16 protein-coding genes are annotated in these 21,308 nt (G+C 67.8%); 3 read left to right on the top strand and 13 right to left on the bottom strand.

Features of this window, described 5'->3' with window-relative positions:
* Window positions 1–28: 28 nt before the first annotated feature.
* On the top strand, window positions 29–1,981 hold the full coding sequence (locus tag ABE472_RS14940) for an acetyl-CoA hydrolase/transferase C-terminal domain-containing protein (protein WP_346466541.1): 1,953 nt from the start codon (window positions 29–31) through the stop codon (window positions 1,979–1,981).
* Between the two features lie 201 nt (window positions 1,982–2,182).
* On the opposite strand, the gene tkt is transcribed toward ABE472_RS14940, so the two are convergent.
* The 13 genes from tkt to ABE472_RS15005 form a co-directional block, all read right to left on the bottom strand.
* Window positions 2,183–4,192 carry a transketolase gene (gene tkt, locus ABE472_RS14945; RefSeq protein WP_313209998.1) on the bottom strand — a complete coding sequence of 670 codons (2,010 nt, stop codon included), beginning with the start codon at window positions 4,190–4,192 and terminating at the stop codon, window positions 2,183–2,185.
* Window positions 4,193–4,342: 150 nt separating this feature from the next.
* Window positions 4,343–5,686, bottom strand: a complete 1,344-nt coding sequence (locus tag ABE472_RS14950) for a dicarboxylate/amino acid:cation symporter (RefSeq protein ID WP_152152534.1) — start codon at window positions 5,684–5,686, stop codon at window positions 4,343–4,345.
* 67 nt (window positions 5,687–5,753) lie between these two features.
* A complete protein-coding gene (locus ABE472_RS14955) occupies window positions 5,754–7,457 on the bottom strand; it encodes a BatD family protein (RefSeq protein WP_346466542.1) in 1,704 nt (567 codons plus the stop codon).
* Window positions 7,454–9,202: a VWA domain-containing protein gene (locus ABE472_RS14960; protein ID WP_346466543.1), complete on the bottom strand. Its 1,749-nt coding sequence runs from the start codon at window positions 9,200–9,202 to the stop codon at window positions 7,454–7,456. Before ABE472_RS14960 ends, ABE472_RS14955 begins: the two co-directional genes overlap by 4 nt.
* Complete coding sequence (locus tag ABE472_RS14965; RefSeq protein ID WP_346466545.1) at window positions 9,199–10,197, bottom strand: VWA domain-containing protein; 999 nt, start codon at window positions 10,195–10,197, stop codon at window positions 9,199–9,201. Before ABE472_RS14965 ends, ABE472_RS14960 begins: the two co-directional genes overlap by 4 nt.
* Window positions 10,198–10,202: 5 nt before the next feature.
* Window positions 10,203–10,664 carry a DUF4381 domain-containing protein gene (locus ABE472_RS14970; protein WP_313209990.1) on the bottom strand — a complete coding sequence of 154 codons (462 nt, stop codon included), beginning with the start codon at window positions 10,662–10,664 and terminating at the stop codon, window positions 10,203–10,205.
* A complete protein-coding gene (locus ABE472_RS14975) occupies window positions 10,661–11,584 on the bottom strand; it encodes a DUF58 domain-containing protein (protein WP_313209988.1) in 924 nt (307 codons plus the stop codon). Before ABE472_RS14975 ends, ABE472_RS14970 begins: the two co-directional genes overlap by 4 nt.
* A 5-nt stretch (window positions 11,585–11,589) precedes the next feature.
* Window positions 11,590–12,612, bottom strand: a complete 1,023-nt coding sequence (locus ABE472_RS14980) for a MoxR family ATPase (RefSeq protein WP_121041204.1) — start codon at window positions 12,610–12,612, stop codon at window positions 11,590–11,592.
* A 139-nt stretch (window positions 12,613–12,751) separates the two neighbouring features.
* A complete protein-coding gene (locus ABE472_RS14985; RefSeq protein WP_313219671.1) occupies window positions 12,752–14,716 on the bottom strand; it encodes a type IV pilus secretin PilQ family protein in 1,965 nt (654 codons plus the stop codon).
* 20 nt (window positions 14,717–14,736) lie between these two features.
* Window positions 14,737–15,231 carry a pilus assembly protein PilP gene (locus ABE472_RS14990; RefSeq protein ID WP_226956626.1) on the bottom strand — a complete coding sequence of 165 codons (495 nt, stop codon included), beginning with the start codon at window positions 15,229–15,231 and terminating at the stop codon, window positions 14,737–14,739.
* 38 nt (window positions 15,232–15,269) lie between these two features.
* Window positions 15,270–15,944 (bottom strand): type 4a pilus biogenesis protein PilO, encoded by a 675-nt coding sequence (locus ABE472_RS14995; protein WP_121039421.1) that lies wholly within the window; start codon window positions 15,942–15,944, stop codon window positions 15,270–15,272.
* On the bottom strand, window positions 15,941–16,774 hold the full coding sequence (locus ABE472_RS15000; protein WP_346466544.1) for a PilN domain-containing protein: 834 nt from the start codon (window positions 16,772–16,774) through the stop codon (window positions 15,941–15,943). Before ABE472_RS15000 ends, ABE472_RS14995 begins: the two co-directional genes overlap by 4 nt.
* On the bottom strand, window positions 16,774–17,832 hold the full coding sequence (locus ABE472_RS15005) for a pilus assembly protein PilM (RefSeq protein WP_019183880.1): 1,059 nt from the start codon (window positions 17,830–17,832) through the stop codon (window positions 16,774–16,776). Before ABE472_RS15005 ends, ABE472_RS15000 begins: the two co-directional genes overlap by 1 nt.
* Window positions 17,833–18,055: 223 nt before the next feature.
* On the opposite strand from ABE472_RS15005, the gene ABE472_RS15010 reads away from it, so the two are divergent.
* Both ABE472_RS15010 and ABE472_RS15015 read left to right on the top strand, forming a co-directional pair.
* Window positions 18,056–20,485 carry a penicillin-binding protein 1A gene (locus ABE472_RS15010; protein WP_346463973.1) on the top strand — a complete coding sequence of 810 codons (2,430 nt, stop codon included), beginning with the start codon at window positions 18,056–18,058 and terminating at the stop codon, window positions 20,483–20,485.
* A 165-nt stretch (window positions 20,486–20,650) separates the two neighbouring features.
* Complete coding sequence (locus ABE472_RS15015) at window positions 20,651–21,298, top strand: hypothetical protein (RefSeq protein WP_313209970.1); 648 nt, start codon at window positions 20,651–20,653, stop codon at window positions 21,296–21,298.
* Window positions 21,299–21,308 lie beyond the last annotated feature (10 nt).

The raw sequence follows: 21,308 nt of genomic DNA on the forward strand, positions 1-21,308 counted from the left end.
CCCGCATGATTTCGCAGGATAGCGCCGCATGACCGAACACCTGACCGACCTGGACGCCGCCGTCGACTGGCTGCTGCAGCGGGTCGATGGCCCCCTGCGCATTGGCGCCCCGCTCGCCTTGGGCAAGCCGCACCGGCTGCTCAACGCGCTGTATGCCCGTGTGGAAAACGACGCCTCGCGGCCGCTGCAGCTTTACACCGCACTGTCACTGAACCCACCACGCGGCGGTGCCGGGCTGGAAGCACGCTTCATGAAACCTTTCGCCGAGCGTCATTTCGGTGAGGACTTTCCGCGGCTGGCCTACGCCGATGCAATGGTGCGCGACCAGCTGCCAGCGCATGTGCAGGTGGAAGAGTTCTACATGCAGTCCGGCGCATTGTTGAATTCCTCGCAGGCCCAGCGCAGCTACACCAGCCTCAACTACACGCACGCCGCCGATGCGGTGGCCCAGCGCGCGCCGCATGCGATCGTGCAGAAAGTGGCGATGCGCGCGAATGATCGGCGCCTGTCGCTGTCATGCAACAACGACATCACCCAGGACACGCTGGATGCGATGGTCGCGCGCGGGCTGCCACGCCCGCTGATGATCGCCGAGATCGATCCGCAGCTGCCCTATCTGGCCGGCTCGGCCACGGTGGATGTGTCGTTCTTCGATCTGGTGATCACGCCGCCGGGGCCGTACCCGGCGCTGTTCGGCCTGCCCCGCCAACCGGTCAGCGATGCCGATTACGCCATCGGCCTGTACGCCAGCACGCTGGTGCGCGATGGCGGCACGCTGCAGATCGGCATCGGCACGCTGGCCGATGCGCTCAGCCATGCACTGGTGCTGCGGCATACCGACAACGCCCGCTACCGGCAGATCCTGCAGGCGCTGGATCCCGGCCTGGCCAGCCACCCGACCGTGCTGGAGTGCGGTGGCCTGGAGCCGTTCGAGATCGGTCTGTACGGCTGCAGCGAAATGCTCAACGAAGGCTTCCGCCGTCTGGTCCAGACCGGGGTGATCCGGCGCAAGGTGCATGACGATCTGGCCTTGTTGCAGCGGATCGAGAACGGCACCGCGTGGACCACCGACTACGCCACGCTCGAGGCCGAGGGCGAGTACCTGCACGGCGCGTTCTATCTGGGCTCGCCGGAGTTCTACCAGTGGCTGCGCGACCTGCCCGATGAGGAGCGCAGCGCGATCGGCATGCGCCGCATCAGTGAGATCAACCAGCTCTACGGCGGCGATGAAACGCTGGAGCGGATGCAGCGCCGCGATGCGCGCTTCTTCAACTCCTGCATGATGGCCACCGCGTTGGGGGCTGCGGTTTCCGATGCGCTGGAAGACGGCCGTGTGGTCTCCGGCGTGGGCGGCCAGTACAACTTCGTGGCGATGGCGCATGCCCTGCCCGGCGCCCGCAGCGCGCTGATCTTCCGCGCCACCCGCGAGGACAGGGGCGTCCTGCACTCCAACGTGCGCTGGAACTACGGCCACACCACGATCCCGCGGCACCTGCGCGATCTCTACATCAACGAGTACGGCATCGCCGACCTGCGCAACATGACCGACGAGGACTGCGTGATCGCGATGGCTGCGATCACCGATGCACAGTTCCAGGCCGCATTGCTGGACAAGGCGAAGGCCTCGAAGAAACTGGCGACCGGTTTCACTCCGTCCGCCGATGGACAGCGCAACACCGCTGCGGCGGTCAGTGCGTCGCTGGCGCCGTTCCGCCAATCCGGGCTGCTGCCGGATTATCCGCTGGGCAGCGATTTCACCGAGGTCGAGCAGCACCTGGTCAAGGCGCTGGGCTGGCTGAAGCAGAACACGCAGACGCCGATGGCCAAGCTGCGCACGGTGCTGTCAGCGGTAACGCAACCGGCCGGCGATGGCGATCAGGCGTATCTGCAGCGGATGGGGCTGGAGGCGCCGAAGACATTCGGCGAACGCATCGAGGCGCGGCTGGTGCGGTTGGGATTGGCGCGCACTGCAGCCGGGTGATGTAGATCCACGCCATGCGTGGATGCGTGTTGATCACGGGTCAGCAATGGTCGAGGGTACGCCAACAGCATCCACGCATGGCGTGGATCTACCCTTGATCAAGGATGCCGTGGTGTTTGCCCTTCAACAAACGAAAAGGCCGGCTTTCGCCGGCCTTCCGCTTGATGGCGCCGAGCATGGCTCGACGCTATCCAGCCGTCATCAGTTCGCCAGCTGCGCCTTGGCCGCAGCCACGACGTGCTCGGCGGTGATGCCGAAGTGCTTGTACAGCGCCTCCGCCGGGGCCGACGCACCGAAGGTGTCGATACCCACCACCGCACCGTCCAGGCCCACGTACTGGCGCCAGAAACCGGTGACACCGGCTTCCACGGCCACGCGGTTGCGCACGGCGTTGGGCAGCACGGACTCACGGTACGCCGCGTCCTGACGCTCGAAGACGTCGGTCGACGGCATCGACACCACGCGGGTCTTGATGCCGGCGGCATCCAGCTCCGCCTTGGCGGTCACGGCCAGGCCCACTTCCGAACCGGTGCCGATCAGGATCACGTCCGGCACGCCGCCTTCCGCATCGGCCAGCACATACCCACCGCGCGCGATCTGTGCGACCTGCTCGGTGCTGCGCGGCTGGTGCGGCAGGTTCTGGCGGCTGAACACCAGGCAGCTCGGGCCGTCGGTGCGGGTGATCGCCGACTTCCAGCTGACCGCCGATTCAACCGCATCGCACGGGCGCCACACATCGTTGTTCGGGATGTAGCGCAGCGAGGCCAGATGCTCCACCGGCTGGTGGGTAGGGCCGTCTTCGCCGAGGCCGATCGAATCGTGCGTGTACACGTGGATCGCGTGGGCCGGGATCAGCGCGCTCATGCGCACGCCGTTGCGGGCGTAATCGCTGAACACCAGGAAGGTGGCGTCGAACGGAATGAACCCGCCATGCAGGGCCAGGCCGTTGGCGATCGCGGTCATGCCGAACTCGCGCACGCCGTAGTACACGTAGTTGGCGTTCGGGTCATCGGTGGCGACCGACTTGCTGGCCTTCCACAGGGTCAGGTTGGAGTGCGCCAGATCGGCCGAACCGCCCACCAGTTCCGGCAGCAGCGGCGCGAACGCTTCGATCGCCAGCTGCGAGGCCTTGCGCGAGGCGATGGTCTGGCCATCGGCCTGGACCTGGGCGATGTAGGCATCGGCCTTGGCGATGAAGTCGGCCGGCAGCTCGCCGTGCGAACGACGGATCAGCTCCTCGGCTTCGGCCGGGAACTGCGCGGCGTACTTGTCGAACTGCTGTTCCCACTCGGCCTGGCGCAGGGTGCCGGTACCGCCGGCACGCCAGCCGGCGTAGATTTCTTCCGGAATCTCGAACGGGCCGTACGGCCAGCCCAGCTGCTTGCGGGTCGCGTCCAGCTCATCCTTGCCCAGCGGGGCGCCGTGGCTGGATTCCTTGCCGGCCTTGTTCGGCGAGCCGAAGCCGATGGTGGTGCGGCAGCAGATCAGGGTCGGCTTGTCGAACTGCGACAGCGCGCTGTCGATGGCGGCCTTGATGCTGTCCGGATCGTGGCCATCGACGCCGCGCACCACGTTCCAGCCATAGGCTTCGAAACGCTCGGGGGTGTTGTCGGTGAACCAGCCATCGGTGTTGCCATCGATGGAGATGTGGTTGTCATCCCAGAAGCAGACCAGCTTGGACAGGCCCCAGGTGCCGGCCAGCGAGGCGGCTTCATGCGAGATGCCTTCCATCAGGCAGCCATCGCCCAGGAACACCCAGGTGCGGTGGTCGACGATCTCGTGTTCCGGGCGGTTGTAGCGCTGAGCCAGCAGCTTCTCGGCCAGGGCGAAGCCCACGGCGTTGGCCAGACCCTGACCCAGCGGACCGGTGGTCGTCTCCACGCCGGGGGTTTCATGGTGTTCCGGGTGGCCGGCGGTCTTGCTGCCCAGCTGGCGGAACTGCTTGAGCTGCTCGATCGGCAGGTCGTAGCCGCTCAGGTGCAGCAGTGCGTACTGCAGCATCGAGCCGTGGCCGTTGGACAGCACGAAGCGGTCGCGGTTGAACCACTTGGGATTCTTGGGGTTGTGACGGAGATAGTCGTTCCAGAGCACTTCGGCGATATCGGCCATGCCCATCGGCATGCCGGGATGACCGGACTTGGCGGTTTCGACCGCATCAGCGGCAAGGAAGCGGATGGCATTGGCCAACTGGCGGCGGGTAGGCTGCGTCATGGTTCTGTCGGAGTCGGGAGGCTCCCGCGGAGCTGCGGGCAGCCCATTGTCCCACAGGTGATCGGCGGGGTCAGGCCGGAGACAGGCCAGGCCCTTAACGACAACGCCCCGCACAAGGCGGGGCGTCGGGAACCCACAGCCTGCGCAGGCTCAGTCGCGCGGGGCGGGGGCCGGGGCCGGGGCCACCGCGGCCACGACCGGACCATCGTCCACTTCGCCCTTGGCCACCAGGGTGGTCAGGGCCAGATCGCCGGTGACGTTCAGCGCGGTACGGCACATGTCCAGGAAGTGGTTCACGCCCAGGATCAGGCCGATGCCCAGCGGGTTCACGCCGACCATGGCGCAGATCATGGCCACCACCGGCAGCGAGCCGGAGGGCACGCCGGCGGTGCCGATGCCGCCCAGGATGCAGACCGCCATGACCATGAACTGCTGGCCGATGCTCAGGTCCACACCGAAGAACTGCGCCAGGAAGATCACCGTCACGCCCTCGAACAGCGCGGTGCCGTTCTGGTTGGCGGTGGCGCCCACGGTCAGCACGAAGCGCGAGACCTTCTGCGGCAGGCCCATCTGGTCGGCCACGCGCAGCGCGGTCGGCAGGGTGGCGTTGCTGGAGGCGGTGGAGAAGGCCATCACGGTGGCCTCCTGGGTGTCGCGGAAGAACGCCAGCGGCGAGCGCCCGGACAGCCACACGGCCACGCCGTAGGTCACCACCATATGCAGGCCGAGCGCCAGCACCACCACGCCCACGTAGGCACCCAGGCGGATGATCAGCTCGAAGCCGAACAGGGCGGCCAGGTTGAACATGAAGCAGGCCACCGCGTACGGGGCCAGGCGGATGACCAGGTTGATCAGGGTCATCGAGACTTCGAAGATGCCTTCGATGGCACGACGCAGCGGGGCCACCTTCTCTTCAGGCGAAAGCACCATGCCGATGCCGAACATCAGCGCGAAGAACATCAGCGACAGGATCGCGCTGTTGCTGGACGCGGCCTCGACCACATTGCCCGGCACGATCGACAGCAGCATGTCCATGCCCTTCGGCGTGCCATGGATACCGGCGACGATTTCCTTGCTGCGTTCGGCGTTCTCGGCCAGCATCTGCGCGGCCACGACCGGGTCCACGCCCACGCCGGGCTTGAGCACGTTGACCAGCACCAGGCCGATGCCCACGGCGATGCCGGACAGCACGATGGTGTAGGCCAGCGTCTTCCAGCCGATGCGGCCAAGGGCGCGGATGTCGCCCATCTCCGACACGCCCATGATCAGCGCCGAGAAGATCAGCGGCACGATCAGCATGAAGATCAGATTGAGGAACAGGCCCGAGGCCGGGGTGGTGATGTAATCCATCACCCACTTGGCACCGGTATGCAGGCCGTCGATGCTGCCACCGAGGGCATGGACGGTCAGCCCGAGGACCAGGCCGATGATGAAGCCAATGCCCATTTTCCAATGCAAAGGCAGTTTCTGCCGGGTCGTTGCAGCCTCAGTCATGGAGCGGCGTTCCTCGAAAAAATGAAATCAGCTTAGCAAAGCCGGCCGCCCTGACCGACACGCCTTTTTATGAATGCGCGGATGGGTACAACGGCGCGAGGCCATTGTTCTGCGCGGCCGCACGGGCCCGCCAGTGCGGTCCGTCATGGAAGGCGCGCCGCAGCGCCTGCCGTGCCTGGCCCACATCACCGCCCTGCCCGCCCCAGCGGACCGCCTGCATCTGGAGCAACGTGTCGCGCTGCTGGGGGTTGTCGAGGCGCTCCAGCACCTGCTCCAAGGTCTGCACGCCGCCCATGCCAGCCAGCACGGCGATGATCTCGTCCAGTCCACCCGCCTCCATCGCGCGGCGCAGGTCGGCACGCGTGTACGGGCTCCCGGACGGAGCGACCGGCACACCCGCTTCGGCACCGGGCACGGCGACAGGACGACCGCGTCGGCGCCAGCCCCAGACCAGGGTCAGCAGCCACAGCAGGGCCAGGCCCGCCGACAGCGCGATCCAGCCCCACGGCCGCGGCGCGCCCTGCGCCGGCGCCAGCTGCAGATCGGTGGAGGCCGCCGCCGGTTCGCCCGGCAGCGCCGAGGTAGTGTCCACCGGCAGCGCCGGCGCGGTACTGCCGGCCACCCCGGCAGCGATGTCCAGTGGCAGGTCCGGCAGGCTGGCACTGCGCGGCTGCCCGGCGGCCACATCCCACCACGCCATGCGCAGCCCCGGCACGGTCAGCGGCCCGGCCTGGCGCGGCACGATCGCAAAACGCCGGGTCAGCTTGAGCTGCGGGGTGTTGCCGTTGAAGGTTTCATCGAACTGCGGCGGCTCGGCGAACACCTGCGCGCCGGGGCCGACATCGGGCACGGGCAGCTCAGGGAACTGCGCCCTGGTCGCGCCGTCGGCCACGGCCTCCACCACGATCGTGGCCGCCTCACCGGCACGGCCGGTGGTGGGCGCTGCGGTGTAGCGCAGGCGCAGCCCGTGCAGTGGCAGCCACGGCTGCGGTGCAGAGGCGGGTTGCGCCTGGACCTGCAGCGTGCGCTCGGCCGATGCGGCACGCAGGCGGCCATCGCCGCCGAACATGTCATTGAAGAAGCCGCCCGCGCTGCGCCCGTTGAACTGCGCGGCCGGCAGCACCAGCGGCCCGCTGCGCTCGGGAATCAGCAGGAAGCGCCGTTCCACCACGTTGTAGCGGCGCCCATTGACCTCGCGCACCAGGGTGCGGTCATCGCCCACCCGCTGCAGCGAGGCGCCGGGCGGTGTATCGAGCACCAGTTCGCCACTGAGCAGTTGCGCGGCGTAGAACAGGCGCACCACCACGCCGACACTCTGCTGCACATAGGGCGTGGGATCGTCGACCTCGGTTTCGAGGAAGGCCGCGGCATCACCCCTGGCGGCCGCGGGGGCGGACGCGCTGCCGGCGCCGACCTGCAGGGTCAGCGGCTGGGTGCGGCTGCTGCCCACCTGCAGCGCAGGAATCTGCAGGGTGCCGGTGCGCTTCGGGCTGAGCGCGACGGCATACAGCGCGCGCGAGGTCATCGCGCCGTTGCTCCACTGCACCTGGCGGCTGCTGGTCTGGCTGCTGAGATCGAAGTCGGTCCGCAGCGGGCCATAGTCCGGCGCGCCGCCGCCCGCATCGGATTCGATGTTGAGGGTGACGGTATCGCTGTCGGTGATCTGCTCGCGGTCGAGCCAGGCGCGGGTCTGCGCGTGCGCGGCCATGCTCGCGCACAGCAGCAGGGCAAGCCCGGCGCGCAACCAGCGCTGTATCGTGGAATGTGTCATCGCCCTTCCCGTTTCCTGCGTTCGTTTTCCAGCTGGAACTTGGCCCGCAGCAGGCTGCCGGGGTCATCCGGTACCCGCCGCATCCACGCCTCGACCGCCTGCTGCTGCTCACGCTGCTGCGGGGTGCCGCTGACCTGGCCCTGCGCCTTGTCGTTGCCGTCGTTCTGCCCCTGGCGCTGCATCGCCTGCTGCATGCGCTCGCGCTGGGCCGCGTCAGCCTGGGCCTGCGCCTGGCTGTCGGCGGCCTGCGGCGACTTCCCGCCCTCGGATTGGCCATCCTTTGGATCACCGGATGCCGGCGGCGGTGATTGCCCCTGTTCGCCCTTGTCCTGCGGCGGCGAGGACTGACCGTCGTTACCCTGACCCGGGTTCTTGCCGGGATCGGGCGGGTCGGAGGGCGGCTTTTTCCCGTCCTTCTGATCGTTGTTCTGATCGTTGTTCTGTGGCGGCTTGCGCTTGCGGGCGGCATCGACGGCGGCGCGGTTGGCGACCGCATCGGCCATGCCCGGATGCTGCTTCAGCGCACGGTCGTAGGCCTCGATGGCGGCGTCGTACTGGCCCTGTCGCGCCAGCGCGTTGCCCAGGTTGTACCAGCCGGCATCCGTATCGATGCCCTCGAACTGCTGCTGCGCCGCCTTGAAGTCACCCTTGCGGTACGCATCCACACCGGTGGACAGGCGTTGCTGATCGACCTGGTCGGCGCGTTGCCACCACGTTCCCTCGGCGGCATGTGCCGTCGTCGGCAGCGCCATCGGCAGCGCCGCCATCATCACCAGCACGGCCAGCGCGCCGCGCCGCCGGAAGGCGAACAGGGCCAGCAGCATCAGCGGTGGCAACAGCCAGAACCCTTCATCGCGCCACGTGCGGCCCTGCCCTTCGCGGCTGTCATCGGCACTGACCCGCGGGGTCAATGCGTCCAGCGCCGCGAGATCCTTGTCATCGGAGGCGATACGCGCATAGCGGCCGCCGCCACGGCTGGCGACACCCCGCAGCGTGCCCTCCTCCAGCCGCGCCGGCACGATCTGACCCTCGCCGTTGCGGTAGGCCGCGCCCTGCGGCGTACCCAGCCCGAGCACGGAGACCACGAAGCCCTGCGCGCGTGCCGAGGCAGCAGCCTGTTCGGCATCCGCATCGGCGCGATCGGTCAGCAGGAGAATGTCGCCACCGCGTGCGCCGGATTGCTGCAGCAGCTTCACCGCCGTCTCCAGCGCACGGTCGGCACGCTGGCCATCGCGCGGCATCACATCCGGCGCCAGCGCATCCAGATACAGCGCGACATTGGCCATGTCGTCGGTCAGCGGCGCCACGGTGTAGGCATCGTCGGCGTAGACGAGCAGCGCGACTTCGCCGCCCTGGCGCTCGCGCAGCAGCGTGGCCAGCTTGGCGCGCGCCTGCAGCAGGCGCGACGGTGGCAGATCGGTCGCGGTCACCCGCGAAGAGAGATCCAGCGCGACCACCAGCGGCGACGGCGTCTGCCACAGCGGCTGTGCGACCTGTCGCCATGAAGGACCGGCCAGCGCCACGATGGCGGTCGCCGTACCAAGCAGCAGCAGGATCAACCCGCCCCAGGCGCGACGGTCGCGGCCGACCAGCAGATGGCGCAGCAGATGCGCATCCACCGTCTGACGCCAGACATTGGCGCGACGGCGACGCAGCCACCAGATCGCGACCAGCAGCGGCAGCACGAGCAGCGCCCACAAGGCATCGGGGCGGACAAAATGCAGGGCGTTCCAGCTCGCGCTCATGTCCAGCGCCTCGGCAACAACCCCGCCAAGCCGGCCAGCAGCAACGCCAGTGCCAGCGGCGGGGCGTAGCGTTCGATCCGCGGCCGCACCGCCGGGCCCGCCGATTTGACCGGCTCCAGCCGTTCCAGCTCGGCATAGATGCCGGCCAGCTCATCGGTATTGCGCGCACGGAACGAGCGGCCGCCGGTGAGCTCGGCAATCTTGTTCAGGGTTGCTTCGTCGACCGGGTCTTCGCCGGGGGCGATCTGCACGCCAAACAGGCTGATGCCCCCGTCGCCGCCGAAGGCGACCGTATATACGCGCACACCTTCGGCCTGGGCCAGCTCGGCCGCGCGCAGCGGTTCGAGCACGCCGGCATTGCTGACCCCGTCGGTGAGCAGGATCAGCACGCGCTGCCCTTCCGGCTGTTCGCGCAGGCGTTTGACCGCCAGCGCGATCGCATCGCCGATCGCGGTCTCGCGCCCGGCCAGGCCGACCACGCTGTCGCGCAGCTGGTCACGCACGCTGGTGAGGTCGGCCGTCAACGGGGTCAGCGTATAGGCACGCTCACCGAAGATCAGCAGGCCGACACGATCGCCCACACGGCGATCGAGGAAATCGGCAAGCACGGCCTTGGCCGCGGTCAGCCGCTCGACCACCTGATTGCCAAGCATCATGTCCGCTTCGCTCATGCTGCCGGAGACGTCCACCGCCAGCATCATCTGCCGGCCCTGCTGTGGCGGCGTCACCGCTTCGCCCAGCTGCTGCGGTCGCGCGGCGGCCACGCACAGGCAGGCCCACGCCAGCCATAGCAGCGCGCGTCCCAGTCGTGGCCCGGCACCGCCCGAGGCAGCCCCGAGCGACTGCAGCTGATCGGCCGCATACGGCACCCGCAACGCGGCCCCCGCGCCGGGCCGCGATGGCCACCAGTGCATCAGGATCGGCAAGGGCAGCGCCCACAACATCCAAGGCCACGCCAGGCTGTCCACCCAGTTCAACCACGTGGGCATCGTCATCGCGATCATCGGCGCCGCTCCGTCAGCAACGACAAATAACGGCGGCGGGCCAGCACGCGCAGCCGCTGCACCGCCTCGGCATCCACGCTCGGTCGATAGCCACCATCGAGCAGCAGCGCACCATCGCCCTCGGAAAACGCCCGGCTGTTCTTCTCATCCAGGAACGCGAGCCACGCGTCGCCCTGCAGACGTTCCGCCCCGGGCTGGGACTGACGTGCCGCGCGGCGCAACAGCTCGGCGATCGCCGCCACCTCCAGCACCGGCGAACCGGCCTGGGCCACCTGTGCATCGAACAGCGCCAGCCAGCGCTGGCGCGCGCGCCGCCGGCGCCAGTGCCAGACCCAGATTCCCGTCACCACCAGCACGATCGCGCCGAACACCAGCCACCAGCCCGGCGCGGGCGGCCACCAGGGCGGTGACGGCGGCAGCTGCACATCGCGCAACGGCAGCGATGCGGCGGCGCTCATGCCACCACCGCCGTCGGCAAGGGGCTGAGCCAGCTGTCACTGGCATCGTCGGTGGCCACCACATGCACCTGGATGCGCCGAGCCGCCAAGCGGTTCTGCAGCGCTTCCAGAGGCGCAACGAAGCGTTCGCGCCAGTGCTCACGCACCGCGGCGCTACCCAGATCCAGCAGCACGCGACGCCCCTGCGAAAGAAACGGCAGCGCATCGGCCGGCGGTGCCAGCTCCAGCGGATCGACCAGCAGCATCACCACCACCTCGTGGTGCATGGCCAGTGCGGCCCAGCGTGCGCTGCTGATGGTGGCGGCGCGCGCCGGATCGGCCAGCACCACCACACGGGCACCGGGGCGCAGCAGACGTGCCGCCTGCTCCAGCGCCCGATCCAGGCCGGCGTCCTCGGCAGGCGGATCGGCATACCAGCGGGTCAGGGCGTCAAGCACGCGCAATACACCGCGGGTGCCGCCGGCCGGTGCGATCGGCGGCTCCTGGGTGCTGCCACGCACCGCAGCCAGGCGGTCGCCCTGGCGCTGCGCCAACCACGCCGCAACCGCACCGACGCGCGCGGCCTGCACGGATTTGAAGCGGACCCGGGTGCCGAAATACAGCACCGGATCGGTATCGGCGACCAGCAGCGTCAAGCGTTCGCGCTCGGCCTGAAAGAGTTTGGTATGCGCGCGCCCGGTACGCGCGGTGACGCGCCAGTCGATATGCCGCGCGTCATCGCCCGGTACATAGTCGCGGGACTCGGCGTATTCCATCCCACGCCCGCGCGCGGGCGACGGCGCACTGCCGGCGTGACCCAGACGGCCACGCCGCGCCGGCGGCGCGCGGTGCGCACTGCGGCGCAATGCCACCAGCTCGGCCAGACGCGGCCGCAGGCCATCGCCTTCAAGCGGCGTGGCCGTATGCACGGGCGTATCCATCGCGCTCAGGGCGCCGGCACGCGGGCCAGCAGCTCGGCGACCAGGCGCTCGCCATCCCAGCCTTCGGCGGTGGCTTCATAGCTGGGCAGCACGCGGTGCCGCAGCACGTCGGGCGCAACGTTGCGCACATCTTCCGGGGTGACGAAGTCGCGGCCGGCCAACCAGGCCCGGGCGCGGGCACAGCGCTCCAGCGCGATCGAGCCACGGGGGCTCGCGCCCCACGCGATGCGCCGGGCCAGCGCCGGGTCGTAACGCGCGGCATCGCGCGAGGCCAGCACGATCTCGATGAGATAGCGCTCCAGCGCGGGCGCGACATGCAGCGAGAGCACGGCCTTGCGAGCGGCGAACACATCGCTCAACGGCATGCGGGCGGGCGCGGCGGCCGGGGTGGACAGCGCTTCGCGCGCACGCTCGCGGGCCAGGCGCAGGATTTCGGTTTCCGCCTCCGAATCCGGATAACCGATCCTTACATGCATCAGGAAGCGGTCGAGCTGGGCTTCGGGCAGCGGGAAGGTGCCCTCCTGCTCGATCGGGTTCTGGGTGGCCATCACCAGGAACAGCGACGGCAGCGGATAGGTATGGCGGCCGACGGTGACCTGGCGTTCGCCCATCGCTTCAAGCAGCGCGGACTGCACCTTGGCCGGGGCACGGTTGATTTCGTCGGCAAGCAGGATCGGATGGAAGATCGGACCGGGCACGAATTCGAAGCGGCCTTCCTGCGGGCGCCAGATCTCGGTACCGGTCAGATCGGCCGGGAGCAGATCCGGGGTGAACTGCACGCGTGAGAAATCCGCATCCAGCCGGGCGGCCAGCGCACGGATCGCGGTGGTCTTGGCCAGGCCGGGGGCACCCTCGACCAGCAGGTGACCATCGGCCAGCAATGCGGTCAGCAGGCGCTCGACGAGCGCGCTCTGGCCGACGATCTCGGAGGACAGGCCGTCGCGCAGCGCGCGGAAGGCCTCATGCAGGCGGTCGTGCTCCACCGGAGCGGGCGTGGGGGTATCGGGCATGGGGGGCGGCAGATTCATGGCATCCATGTGACCTCCACGGTGGGCAGAGGTTCCATCGCCATGATGGCAGGACAGCGCCGGTTACGACATCAAGATTGGCTGAACGCAGAAAGGGCCGCACGGGGCGGCCCTTTCGTCATTGCAGCAGCGCTGCGGCTCAGTTGACGGCCGGATTGGCCTTGGCCACGCGCAGCACCTTCGGGGTCACGAACACCAGCAGTTCGGCCTTGTCCTTGTTGCGGCTGCGCTTCTTGAACAGATTGCCCAGGAACGGCACGTCGCCCAGGAACGGCACCTTGTTGATGCTGGTGCGGTCGGTGAACTCGTACACGCCACCGATCACCACGGTCTGGCCGTCGTCCACCAGCACCGCGGTATTCACTTCGCGGCGGTTGATGGTCGGGACCTGGCCATAGCCTGCCAGCAGGATGTAGCTCTCCACTTCATCCTTCTTGACCGCCATGTTGAGGAACACACGGTTGTCGTTGGTGATGGTGGGGGTGACCTTCAGCTCCAGCACCACTTCCTTGAACTGGACGTTGGGCTGGGCCGCGGCGCCGGCCGCACCACCACCGCTGATGGTGACGTAGCCGATTTCCTTACCCTGCTTGATCACCGCTTCGCGCTGGTTGGTGGTCACCACGCGCGGGTTGGAGATGACTTCGCCGCGCGATTCGGCCTGCATCGCCGAGAGCTCCACATCCAGCAGGTACCCGGCATTGAGGATCGACAGCGCCAGCGAACCGGGGTTGTTGATCGCCGCCACCGGCAGGTTCCAGTTCAGGCCTTCGGCGAACTTGGTCGCACCACGCACCGGGATCGCGCCGGTGCGGCCACCGGCCACCCACTCGTTGATCGCCTTCTGGTACTCGGTGTCCTTGGTGCCGCGGTCGTTGATGTTGTTGTGGTTCTGATCGGTGTTGGCCCCGAAGAACACATCCTGGCGGCTGCCGCTGATGCCGAACTTGGCGCCGAGTTCACGCGCGAAGGTATCGGTGGCGATCACGATCCGGCTTTCGATCAGCACCTGGTCGACCGGGCGGTCGATCACGCTGATGAGCTCACGCATGCGCGCGATCTTCTTCGGAATGTCGCTGATCATCAGGGTGTTGGTGCGCTCGTCGGCCACGATACGGCCGCGCGAGGACAGGAACCCGCTGTCTTCCTGCGAGCTGCCACCACTGCCACCGCTGCTGCCGCCGATACCCTTGGCTTCGGTCAGCGCTTTGAAGATCGCCCCGGCGTTGTGGTAGTTGATCTGCACGTAATCGGTGACCAGATCCTCGCGGTTCTCGATCGCGATGCGCGCGTCTTCCTTGTCCTGCTCGAACTTGGCCAGTTCCGGCTGCGGTGCCACCCAGATCACGCCGCCATCGCGACGCTTGTCCAGGCCCTTGGCCCGCAGCACGATGTCCAGCGCCTGGTCCCACGGCACGTTGATCAGGCGCAGGGTCACGTTGCCCTGCACGCTGTCGGAGGCGACCACGTTGAGGTTGGATTCCTCCGCGACCAGCTGCAGCACGGTGCGAACCGGCACGTCCTGGAAGTTGAAGGTGACCGGCTTGCCGCTGTAGCCGCGCTGGCCCAGGGCCGCCGCGGCCTGACTGACCGAGCTGGCGGTGACCGCGCCCGTCGCCGGGGCGGCCTGGCGCGGGCTGATCTCGACCACGTATTCGTTGCCGCTCTGGTAGGCCAGCGACTCGAACGCGGTGTTGGTGTTGAGCACCAGCTGCGTGCCGCCGCCATACGGCTTGGGATCGATGCGCTGCACGGGCGTGGCGAAGTCGGTCACGTTGATCGACTTCTGCAGGTTTTCCGGCAGGCGTGCGTTGCCGACGTCGATCACGACGCTGTTGCCCTGGCTGCGCAGATCCGGGCTCGCGCCCTGGCCATCGAACTGCAGGATCAGCCGGCCGGCGCCATCGTCGCCGCGCTTGAAGTCGATCTTGGACACCGACAGCGAGGCCGGCGCGGTGGTGGCCGCCGGTTTGGGCACTGCGCCGCTGGGCGTGGCCGCCATCAGCGTGCCGTTGGCCACCATGAGCGCGACTCCCAGCGCGCACAGGTGAAGCAACTTCTGGCGCCGGACGGAACGCAGCCGCATGGCGTTGGAAAAGGTCATCGTGCTATCCCCATAATCATTCATTGATCTTCAAGCGCGAGCGTTGCCGGCCGTTCCAGCCAGCCACCCGCGCCATCCGGCACCAGTTCAATCAGCTCAATCCGGTCCTCGAAGACCCCGGTCACCCGCCCGTCGCTCTGCCCCAGATAGACGCCCGGACGCACCCGATAGGTGACCTTGTCCGGTGCCATCACCAGCACGACGAGTCCGCCCCCACGGCCGATCGAACCCACCATGTCCAGGCTGTCCAGCGGGAAATCTTCCAGCGGCTCCTTGCGGCGGTTCGGATCCGGACGCAGCCCCGATCCCCCTTGCGGATTGGTCCAGGCGTCGGTGAACGGGTCGCGCATCCCCTGCGCGGAATATTCAAACGTCTCGAACTGCTGCATCACCGGCAGCGGCTCAAGCGGCGGTGCCGGACGTGCACGCACGTCGGCCACCCACTTCTCCAGGTTCGGTGCATCGCCGGGCGTACTGGTCACGCCGCGTGCGCAGCCGGCCAGCAGTACCACCATCAACAGACCACCTACCCGTGCGGTCGACGTCAGAGGGCTCATTTCCGGCCTCCCTTCGCAGCCTTTTCTTTCTCGGCGGCGGCCTTCTCCTGGGCTTCCATCTCCACGTCATCCAGGTAACGGTAGGTCTTGACCGTTCCGGACAACTCCAGGGCACCGCTGCGGGCGGTGATGCCGGTCTTGGGATCCTTCGGCTTCAGGTTGATGTCGTGCATGGTCAGGATGACCACACGCGGCAACGAGGCCACACCACTGACGAACGCGCCGAACTGGTGGTAACTGCCCACCATGCGCAGGGCGATCGGCTTTTCGGCGTAGAACTCCTTGGGCTGCTCCGCACCGGGCTGGAACAACTCGTTGGACAGGCCACTGGACAACGCGGTCTGGGAGATGTCGATGATCAGATCAGGCATCTCGGTCTTGCTGGGCAGCTGGCGCAGCATCTGCTGCAGCACCTGCTCCATCTGGGTCAGCTGCTGCTTGAGCGGCTCCAGATTGACCGCGCGGCCCTGTTCCTTTTCGAACTCGGTGCGCAGCTGGGTCTCGGTGCTTTCCAGCGACGCGAGCTCATCGCGCTTGCCGCTGATCAGCAGGAACCAGGCCATGATCACGATGAACAGCGCCAACAGCGCGCAGAACACGACCTTGGCCTTCTGCGGCCAATTGCCGATGTTGTTGAAGTCCAGCTCTTTGAGGTTGATCTTCTGGCTCATGCGGCGGCCCCCTTCTGGGCCGGGGCCGGCGCCGCCGGTTGTGCAGGTTGCGCGGAGGGCGTGGGCGGCACGATGCGGCTGTTGCCGGCCGGCGGGGCCGGATCAGCGGCATCGGGCGAGGCCGGTGCGTTGGGCGCCGGGGCCGGCGACAACGGGGCCACCGGCGGAACCGGGGTAGCGCCCGGCGGTGCCGGATCGGCGGTCGGCTCGATCACGCTGCCATCGGCGGCCAGCTCGGTAACGCTGCTCTGGGCCGGCAGATTGACCTTGACCACGAACATGTACGGCAGCGACTTGATGTCCGCCACCGGGCTGCTGGCGGCACCGGCCCTGTCACGCTCCGGCGCCTTGGCCTCGATGATCGACAGCTCCGGATTGGTCATCCAGCCCGAGCTTTCCAGGTTGCGCATGTAAGCACTGACACGGGCATTGGACTGGGTGCGGCCTTCCAGGGTCAGCACGTCGCCCTCCTGCTTGAGCGTGGTCAGCACCACCCCATCGGGGATGGTCCGGACCAGCGCATCGAACAGGTGCACCATCTGCGAGCGCTTGGCCTGCAGTTCCTCGATCACGGCCTTGCGCGCCAGCAGGCGGTCCTTCTGGCGGTCCAGGCGCTCGATCTCCTTGTTCTGCTCCTTGACCTTCTCGATCTCGGCCTGCAGGAAGGTGTTGCGATCGCTCTGCCCGCTGACCTGACGGTCGTAGTAGAACCAGATCAACAGCGACAGCAGCAACCCACCGATGGCGGCGGCACCGAGCATGGCGTAGAAGTCGCGCTGGCGTTGCTTGCGCCGCTCGGCGCGCCAGGGCAATAAATTGATGCGCGCCATCAGTCAAAGCTCCTCAGCGCCAGACCGGTGGCGATCATCAGCGCCGGGGCATCCTGGGCCAGGGCATGTGCCTGCACCTTCGGGCCGAGCGTCATCTGTGCCAGCGGGTTGGCCACCACGGTGGCCACGCCCAGCTGCTCTTCCACCATGTCCGGCAGGCCGGTCAGGGCTGCGCAGCCCCCGGCGAGCACGATGTGATCGACCCGGTTGAACTCGCTGCCGGCATAGAAGAACTGCAGCAGACGGCTGATCTGCTGGACCGTGGCTTCCTTGAACGGCTCGAGCACTTCCATCTCGTAGCTTTCCGGCAACCCGCCCTGGCGCTTGGCCAGCCCGGCTTCTTCGTAGGTCAGCCCATACCGGCGCATCACTTCGTCGGTCAGCTGCTTGCCGCCGAATACCTGCTCGCGGCTGTACAGGCTGCGGCCACCGCGCAGGACGTTCAGGGTGGTCATGGTGGCGCCGATGTCCACCAGCGCGACCACGCCATCACTGGCCACCGGCAGCTCGCTGGCGACCAGGGCAAAGGCGTTCTCGACCGCGAAGGCCTCCACGTCCATGACCCGTGCCACCAGCCCGCCCAGTTCCAGCGCGGACTGGCGCAGCTCGACGTTCTCTGAACGCGAGGCGGCCAACAGCACCTGGACCATTTCCGGGTTGTTCGGAATCGCACCCAGCACTTCGAAATCGAGGTTCACTTCCTCGATCGGGTACGGGATGTAGTTGACCGCTTCGAGCTCGACCTGGGCTTCCATGTCGTTCTCGTCCAGATCGGCAGGCATCGGGATCAGCTTGGTGATCACGGCCGAGCCGGCCACGGCGGCGGCGGCGTGCCGTGCCTTGGTTCCAGAGCGGTTCACGGCACGTCGAATGGCCTCCCCGACCGCTTCGACCTCCACGATGTTCTTTTCCACGACCGCATTCGGCGGAAGTGGTTCCACGGCGTAATGTTCCACGCGGAAACGATTGCCGCTGCGGGATAACTGCAACAGCTTTACTGCAGTCGAGCTGATATCGACGCCGATAAGAGGCGACTGGCTTTTTGGGATAAGCCCCACGGTTTCTCCCCTGCCGATGGGCACTTGGACGCAGAACCTGCGACCGCGCATTAATAACGTTTTTTTTGCAAATCGCAACCGTCAAGCTGCAAAACGAGCACTACGGCTCGTTTCACGCGTCCCCAGACGGTGATCGACTGCTCTCCCCGGGAACACCCCCAGCCGTTCCCTTGCGTAATCTATACTCTGCGACCACGAAATTCGCAATCGGAATCTGTCACTGATGACACGTCTTCGCCGTTGGCTGCGCTGGATGCTGGTCGCGTTCCTGGTCCTGGCATTGATCGGCGCCGCGGTTGCCGGTGGCCTGTATTACGCCGTCTCCTCCAAGCTCCCGGACGTGCAGACCCTGCGCGACGTGGAGATGCAGGAGCCCATGTACGTCTATGCCAGCGATGGCAAGTTGATGGCGGTGTTCGGGGAAACCCGGCGCACCCCCATCACCATGAAGGACGTCCCCGAGCGCCTCAAGCAGGCGTTCCTCGCCACCGAGGATGCCCGCTTCTACGAGCATGGCGGCGTGGACTACAAGGGCATCGGCCGCGCGGTCTGGCTGCTGGCCACCACCAATGACAGGCGCGTGCCCGGTGGCTCGACCATCACCCAGCAGGTCGCCCGCCAGTTCTTCCTGAGCTCGGAATACAGCTACACCCGCAAGCTGGCCGAGATCCTGCTGGCACGCAAGATCGAGAGCGAGCTGAGCAAGGACGAGATCTTCGAGCTGTACCTGAACAAGAGTTTCTTCGGCAACCGCGCATACGGCGTGGCCGCCGCGGCCGAGTTCTATTACGGCAAGAAGCTGGGGGAGCTGGACCTGGATGAGATGGCCTCGCTGGCCGGCATCCCCAAGTTCCCCTCCTCGGGCAACCCGATCAGCAATCCCGAGCGTGCCCGCGAGCGCCGTGACTTCTATGTGCTGCAGCGCATGGCCAGCCTGGGCTTCGTCTCCCAGGCCGAGGCCGACGCGGCCAAGGCCGTGCCGATGCATGCCACCGCGCACGAGCCGCCGGTGCAGGTCGAAGCGCCCTACGTGGCCGAGCTGGTGCGCCAGGAAATGATCGCCCGCTTCGGCGGCGACGTGGTCAACAAGGGTTACCACGTGACCACCACGATCAACGCCGAGCTGCAGACCGCGGCCAACCTGTCGGTGCGCGATGGCCTGCTGGCCTACGACCACCGCCACGGCTGGCACGGCGTGGAGCAGCACGTGGAGGTGCCGGCCGATGCCGATGCCGCCGCGCTGGCCACCAAGCTGTCCGGCATTCCGGCACAGACCGGCCTGCTGCCGGCGATCGTGGCAGCCACCGCTGCCGATGGCAGCGCGACCGTGGTGCTGGGCAACCGCAGCGAAGTGGTGCTGCCGGCCAGCGCCGCCCGCTGGACCAACAAGACGCCAGCCAAGCTGGTCACCCGCGGCGACATCGTGCGCGTGCGCGCCGGCGAGAAGGAAGGCGAGTGGCTGCTCGACCAGATCCCGCGCGGCCAGGCCGCGCTGGTCTCGCTGGACGCTGAAAACGGCGCACTGAAGGCACTGGTGGGCGGCTTCAGCTTCTCCGGCAACAAGTTCAACCGTGCCACCCAGGCGCGTCGCCAGCCGGGCTCGAGTTTCAAGCCCTTCATCTACGCGGCCGCCTTCGACAAGGGCTTCAACCCGGCCTCGATCGTGCTCGATGCGCCGGTCGTGTTCCGCGACCGCCGCGGCAAGACCTGGTCGCCGCAGAACGACGGCGGCGGTTTCCGCGGCCCGATGCGCCTGCGTGAAGCGCTGGTGCAGTCGCGCAACCTGGTCTCGGTGCGGCTGCTCGATGGCATGGGCGTGGATTACGCGCGCAAGTACATCAGCGAGTTCGGCTTCGCCGAGGCCGAGCTGCCGCCGAACCTGTCGATGTCGCTGGGCACCGCATCGCTGACGCCGCTCTCGGTGGCCCGCGGTTACGCGGTGTTCGCCAACGGCGGCTCGCGCGTGGACACCTGGCTGATCGACCGGGTGACCGACCGCGACGGCGTGGAAGTCTTCAAGGAAAACCCGGCCATCGCCTGCCGCGACTGCGCCGGCACCAGCGGGGTGCCGGTCAGCCAGGTGGTGGATGGCTTCAACTTCGGCTCCGCGCCGGCGGCCAATGCCGCGCCGGCCAAGCCGCAGCAGGCTACGTCCACCGCCGCCGCCGAAACGCCGGTGCCGGTGAACCCGGATGCCAAGGTCGCCCCGCGCGCGATCGATGCGCGTACCGCATACCAGCTCAACTCGATGATGCGCGACGTGGTCCAGCGCGGCACCGGCACCGCGGCCAAGGTGCTCGGCCGCGAGGACGTCGGCGGCAAGACCGGCTCGACCAACGATCACCGTGATGCGTGGTTCTCCGGTTTCGGTGGCCCCTACGCGACCACGGTGTGGGTCGGCCGCGATGACTTCCGCTCGCTCGGCTACCGCGAGTACGGCGGCCGCGCTGCCCTGCCGATCTGGATCGAGTACATGCGCGTTGCGCTCAAGGACACCCCGATCGCGCAGAACGAGCCGCCCTCGGGCATGGTCCAGGCCACCCTCAACGGCGCAACCGAGTGGGTCAAGGTGGAGGACATGGAGAAGCTGGAGGAGTACGACTTCAACAGCCATGCGCCGCAGGCCGACGACGCCGCGTTCGATATCTTCTGACCGCATGCGCCGGGTCCGCCCGGCACCCCATCGCCCCGGTAGAGCCACCCCATGGGTGGCTGCACGCAATCCCTGATCGCAGGCACAGCCACCCATGGGGTGGCTCTACCCGCCTGTCACATCGCCGGTGTACATTGCCGTGCAGGTCGCCAAGGAGTATCGGTCATGCATCGAGCCCGCCAGCATGCAGCCACGCAGACCCGTGAGCGCCGCCACCAGCTGGCGCACGAAGCCGCCCGGCTGATGGCCGAGGGCGGCATCCGCGACTATCACCAGGCCAAGCTCAAGGCCGCCACCCGGCTCGGCATCCACGATGATGCCTCCCTGCCCCGCAACACCGAGATCGAAGATGCCCTGCGCGAGTACCAGCGCCTGTTCGCCGGTGCCGACCATGGCGCGCAGTTGCGCCAGCGCCGCGAGGCCGCCCTGCGGGCGATGGACTTTCTGCAGGGTTTCTCACCCCGCCTGTGTGGCCCGGTACTGGAAGGCACCGCAGACGCCAACAGCCCCGTGCAGCTGCAGGTGCACAGCGACGATGCCGATGCCGTGCAGCGCTATCTCGATGAGCACGGCATTCCGGCCGAATCACGGACGCGCCGGCTGCGGCTGGACCGCGAGCGCAGCCTGGATGCGCCGGTCTGGGTGTTCAGCGCCGAAGACCTGACCTTCGACATCGCCGTGCTGCCGTATGACGGCCTGCGCCAGCCGCCGCTGTCGGCGATCGACGAGAAGCCGATGCGGCGCGCGTCGGCCACGCAGCTGCGTGAGCTGCTGGCGGACGGCGAGATCGAGGGTTATCTGGGCGGTCGCTGAAACGACGCCC

It is taken from the genome of Stenotrophomonas sp. TWI809 (assembly GCF_039673205.1).
Lineage (GTDB): Bacteria > Pseudomonadota > Gammaproteobacteria > Xanthomonadales > Xanthomonadaceae > Stenotrophomonas.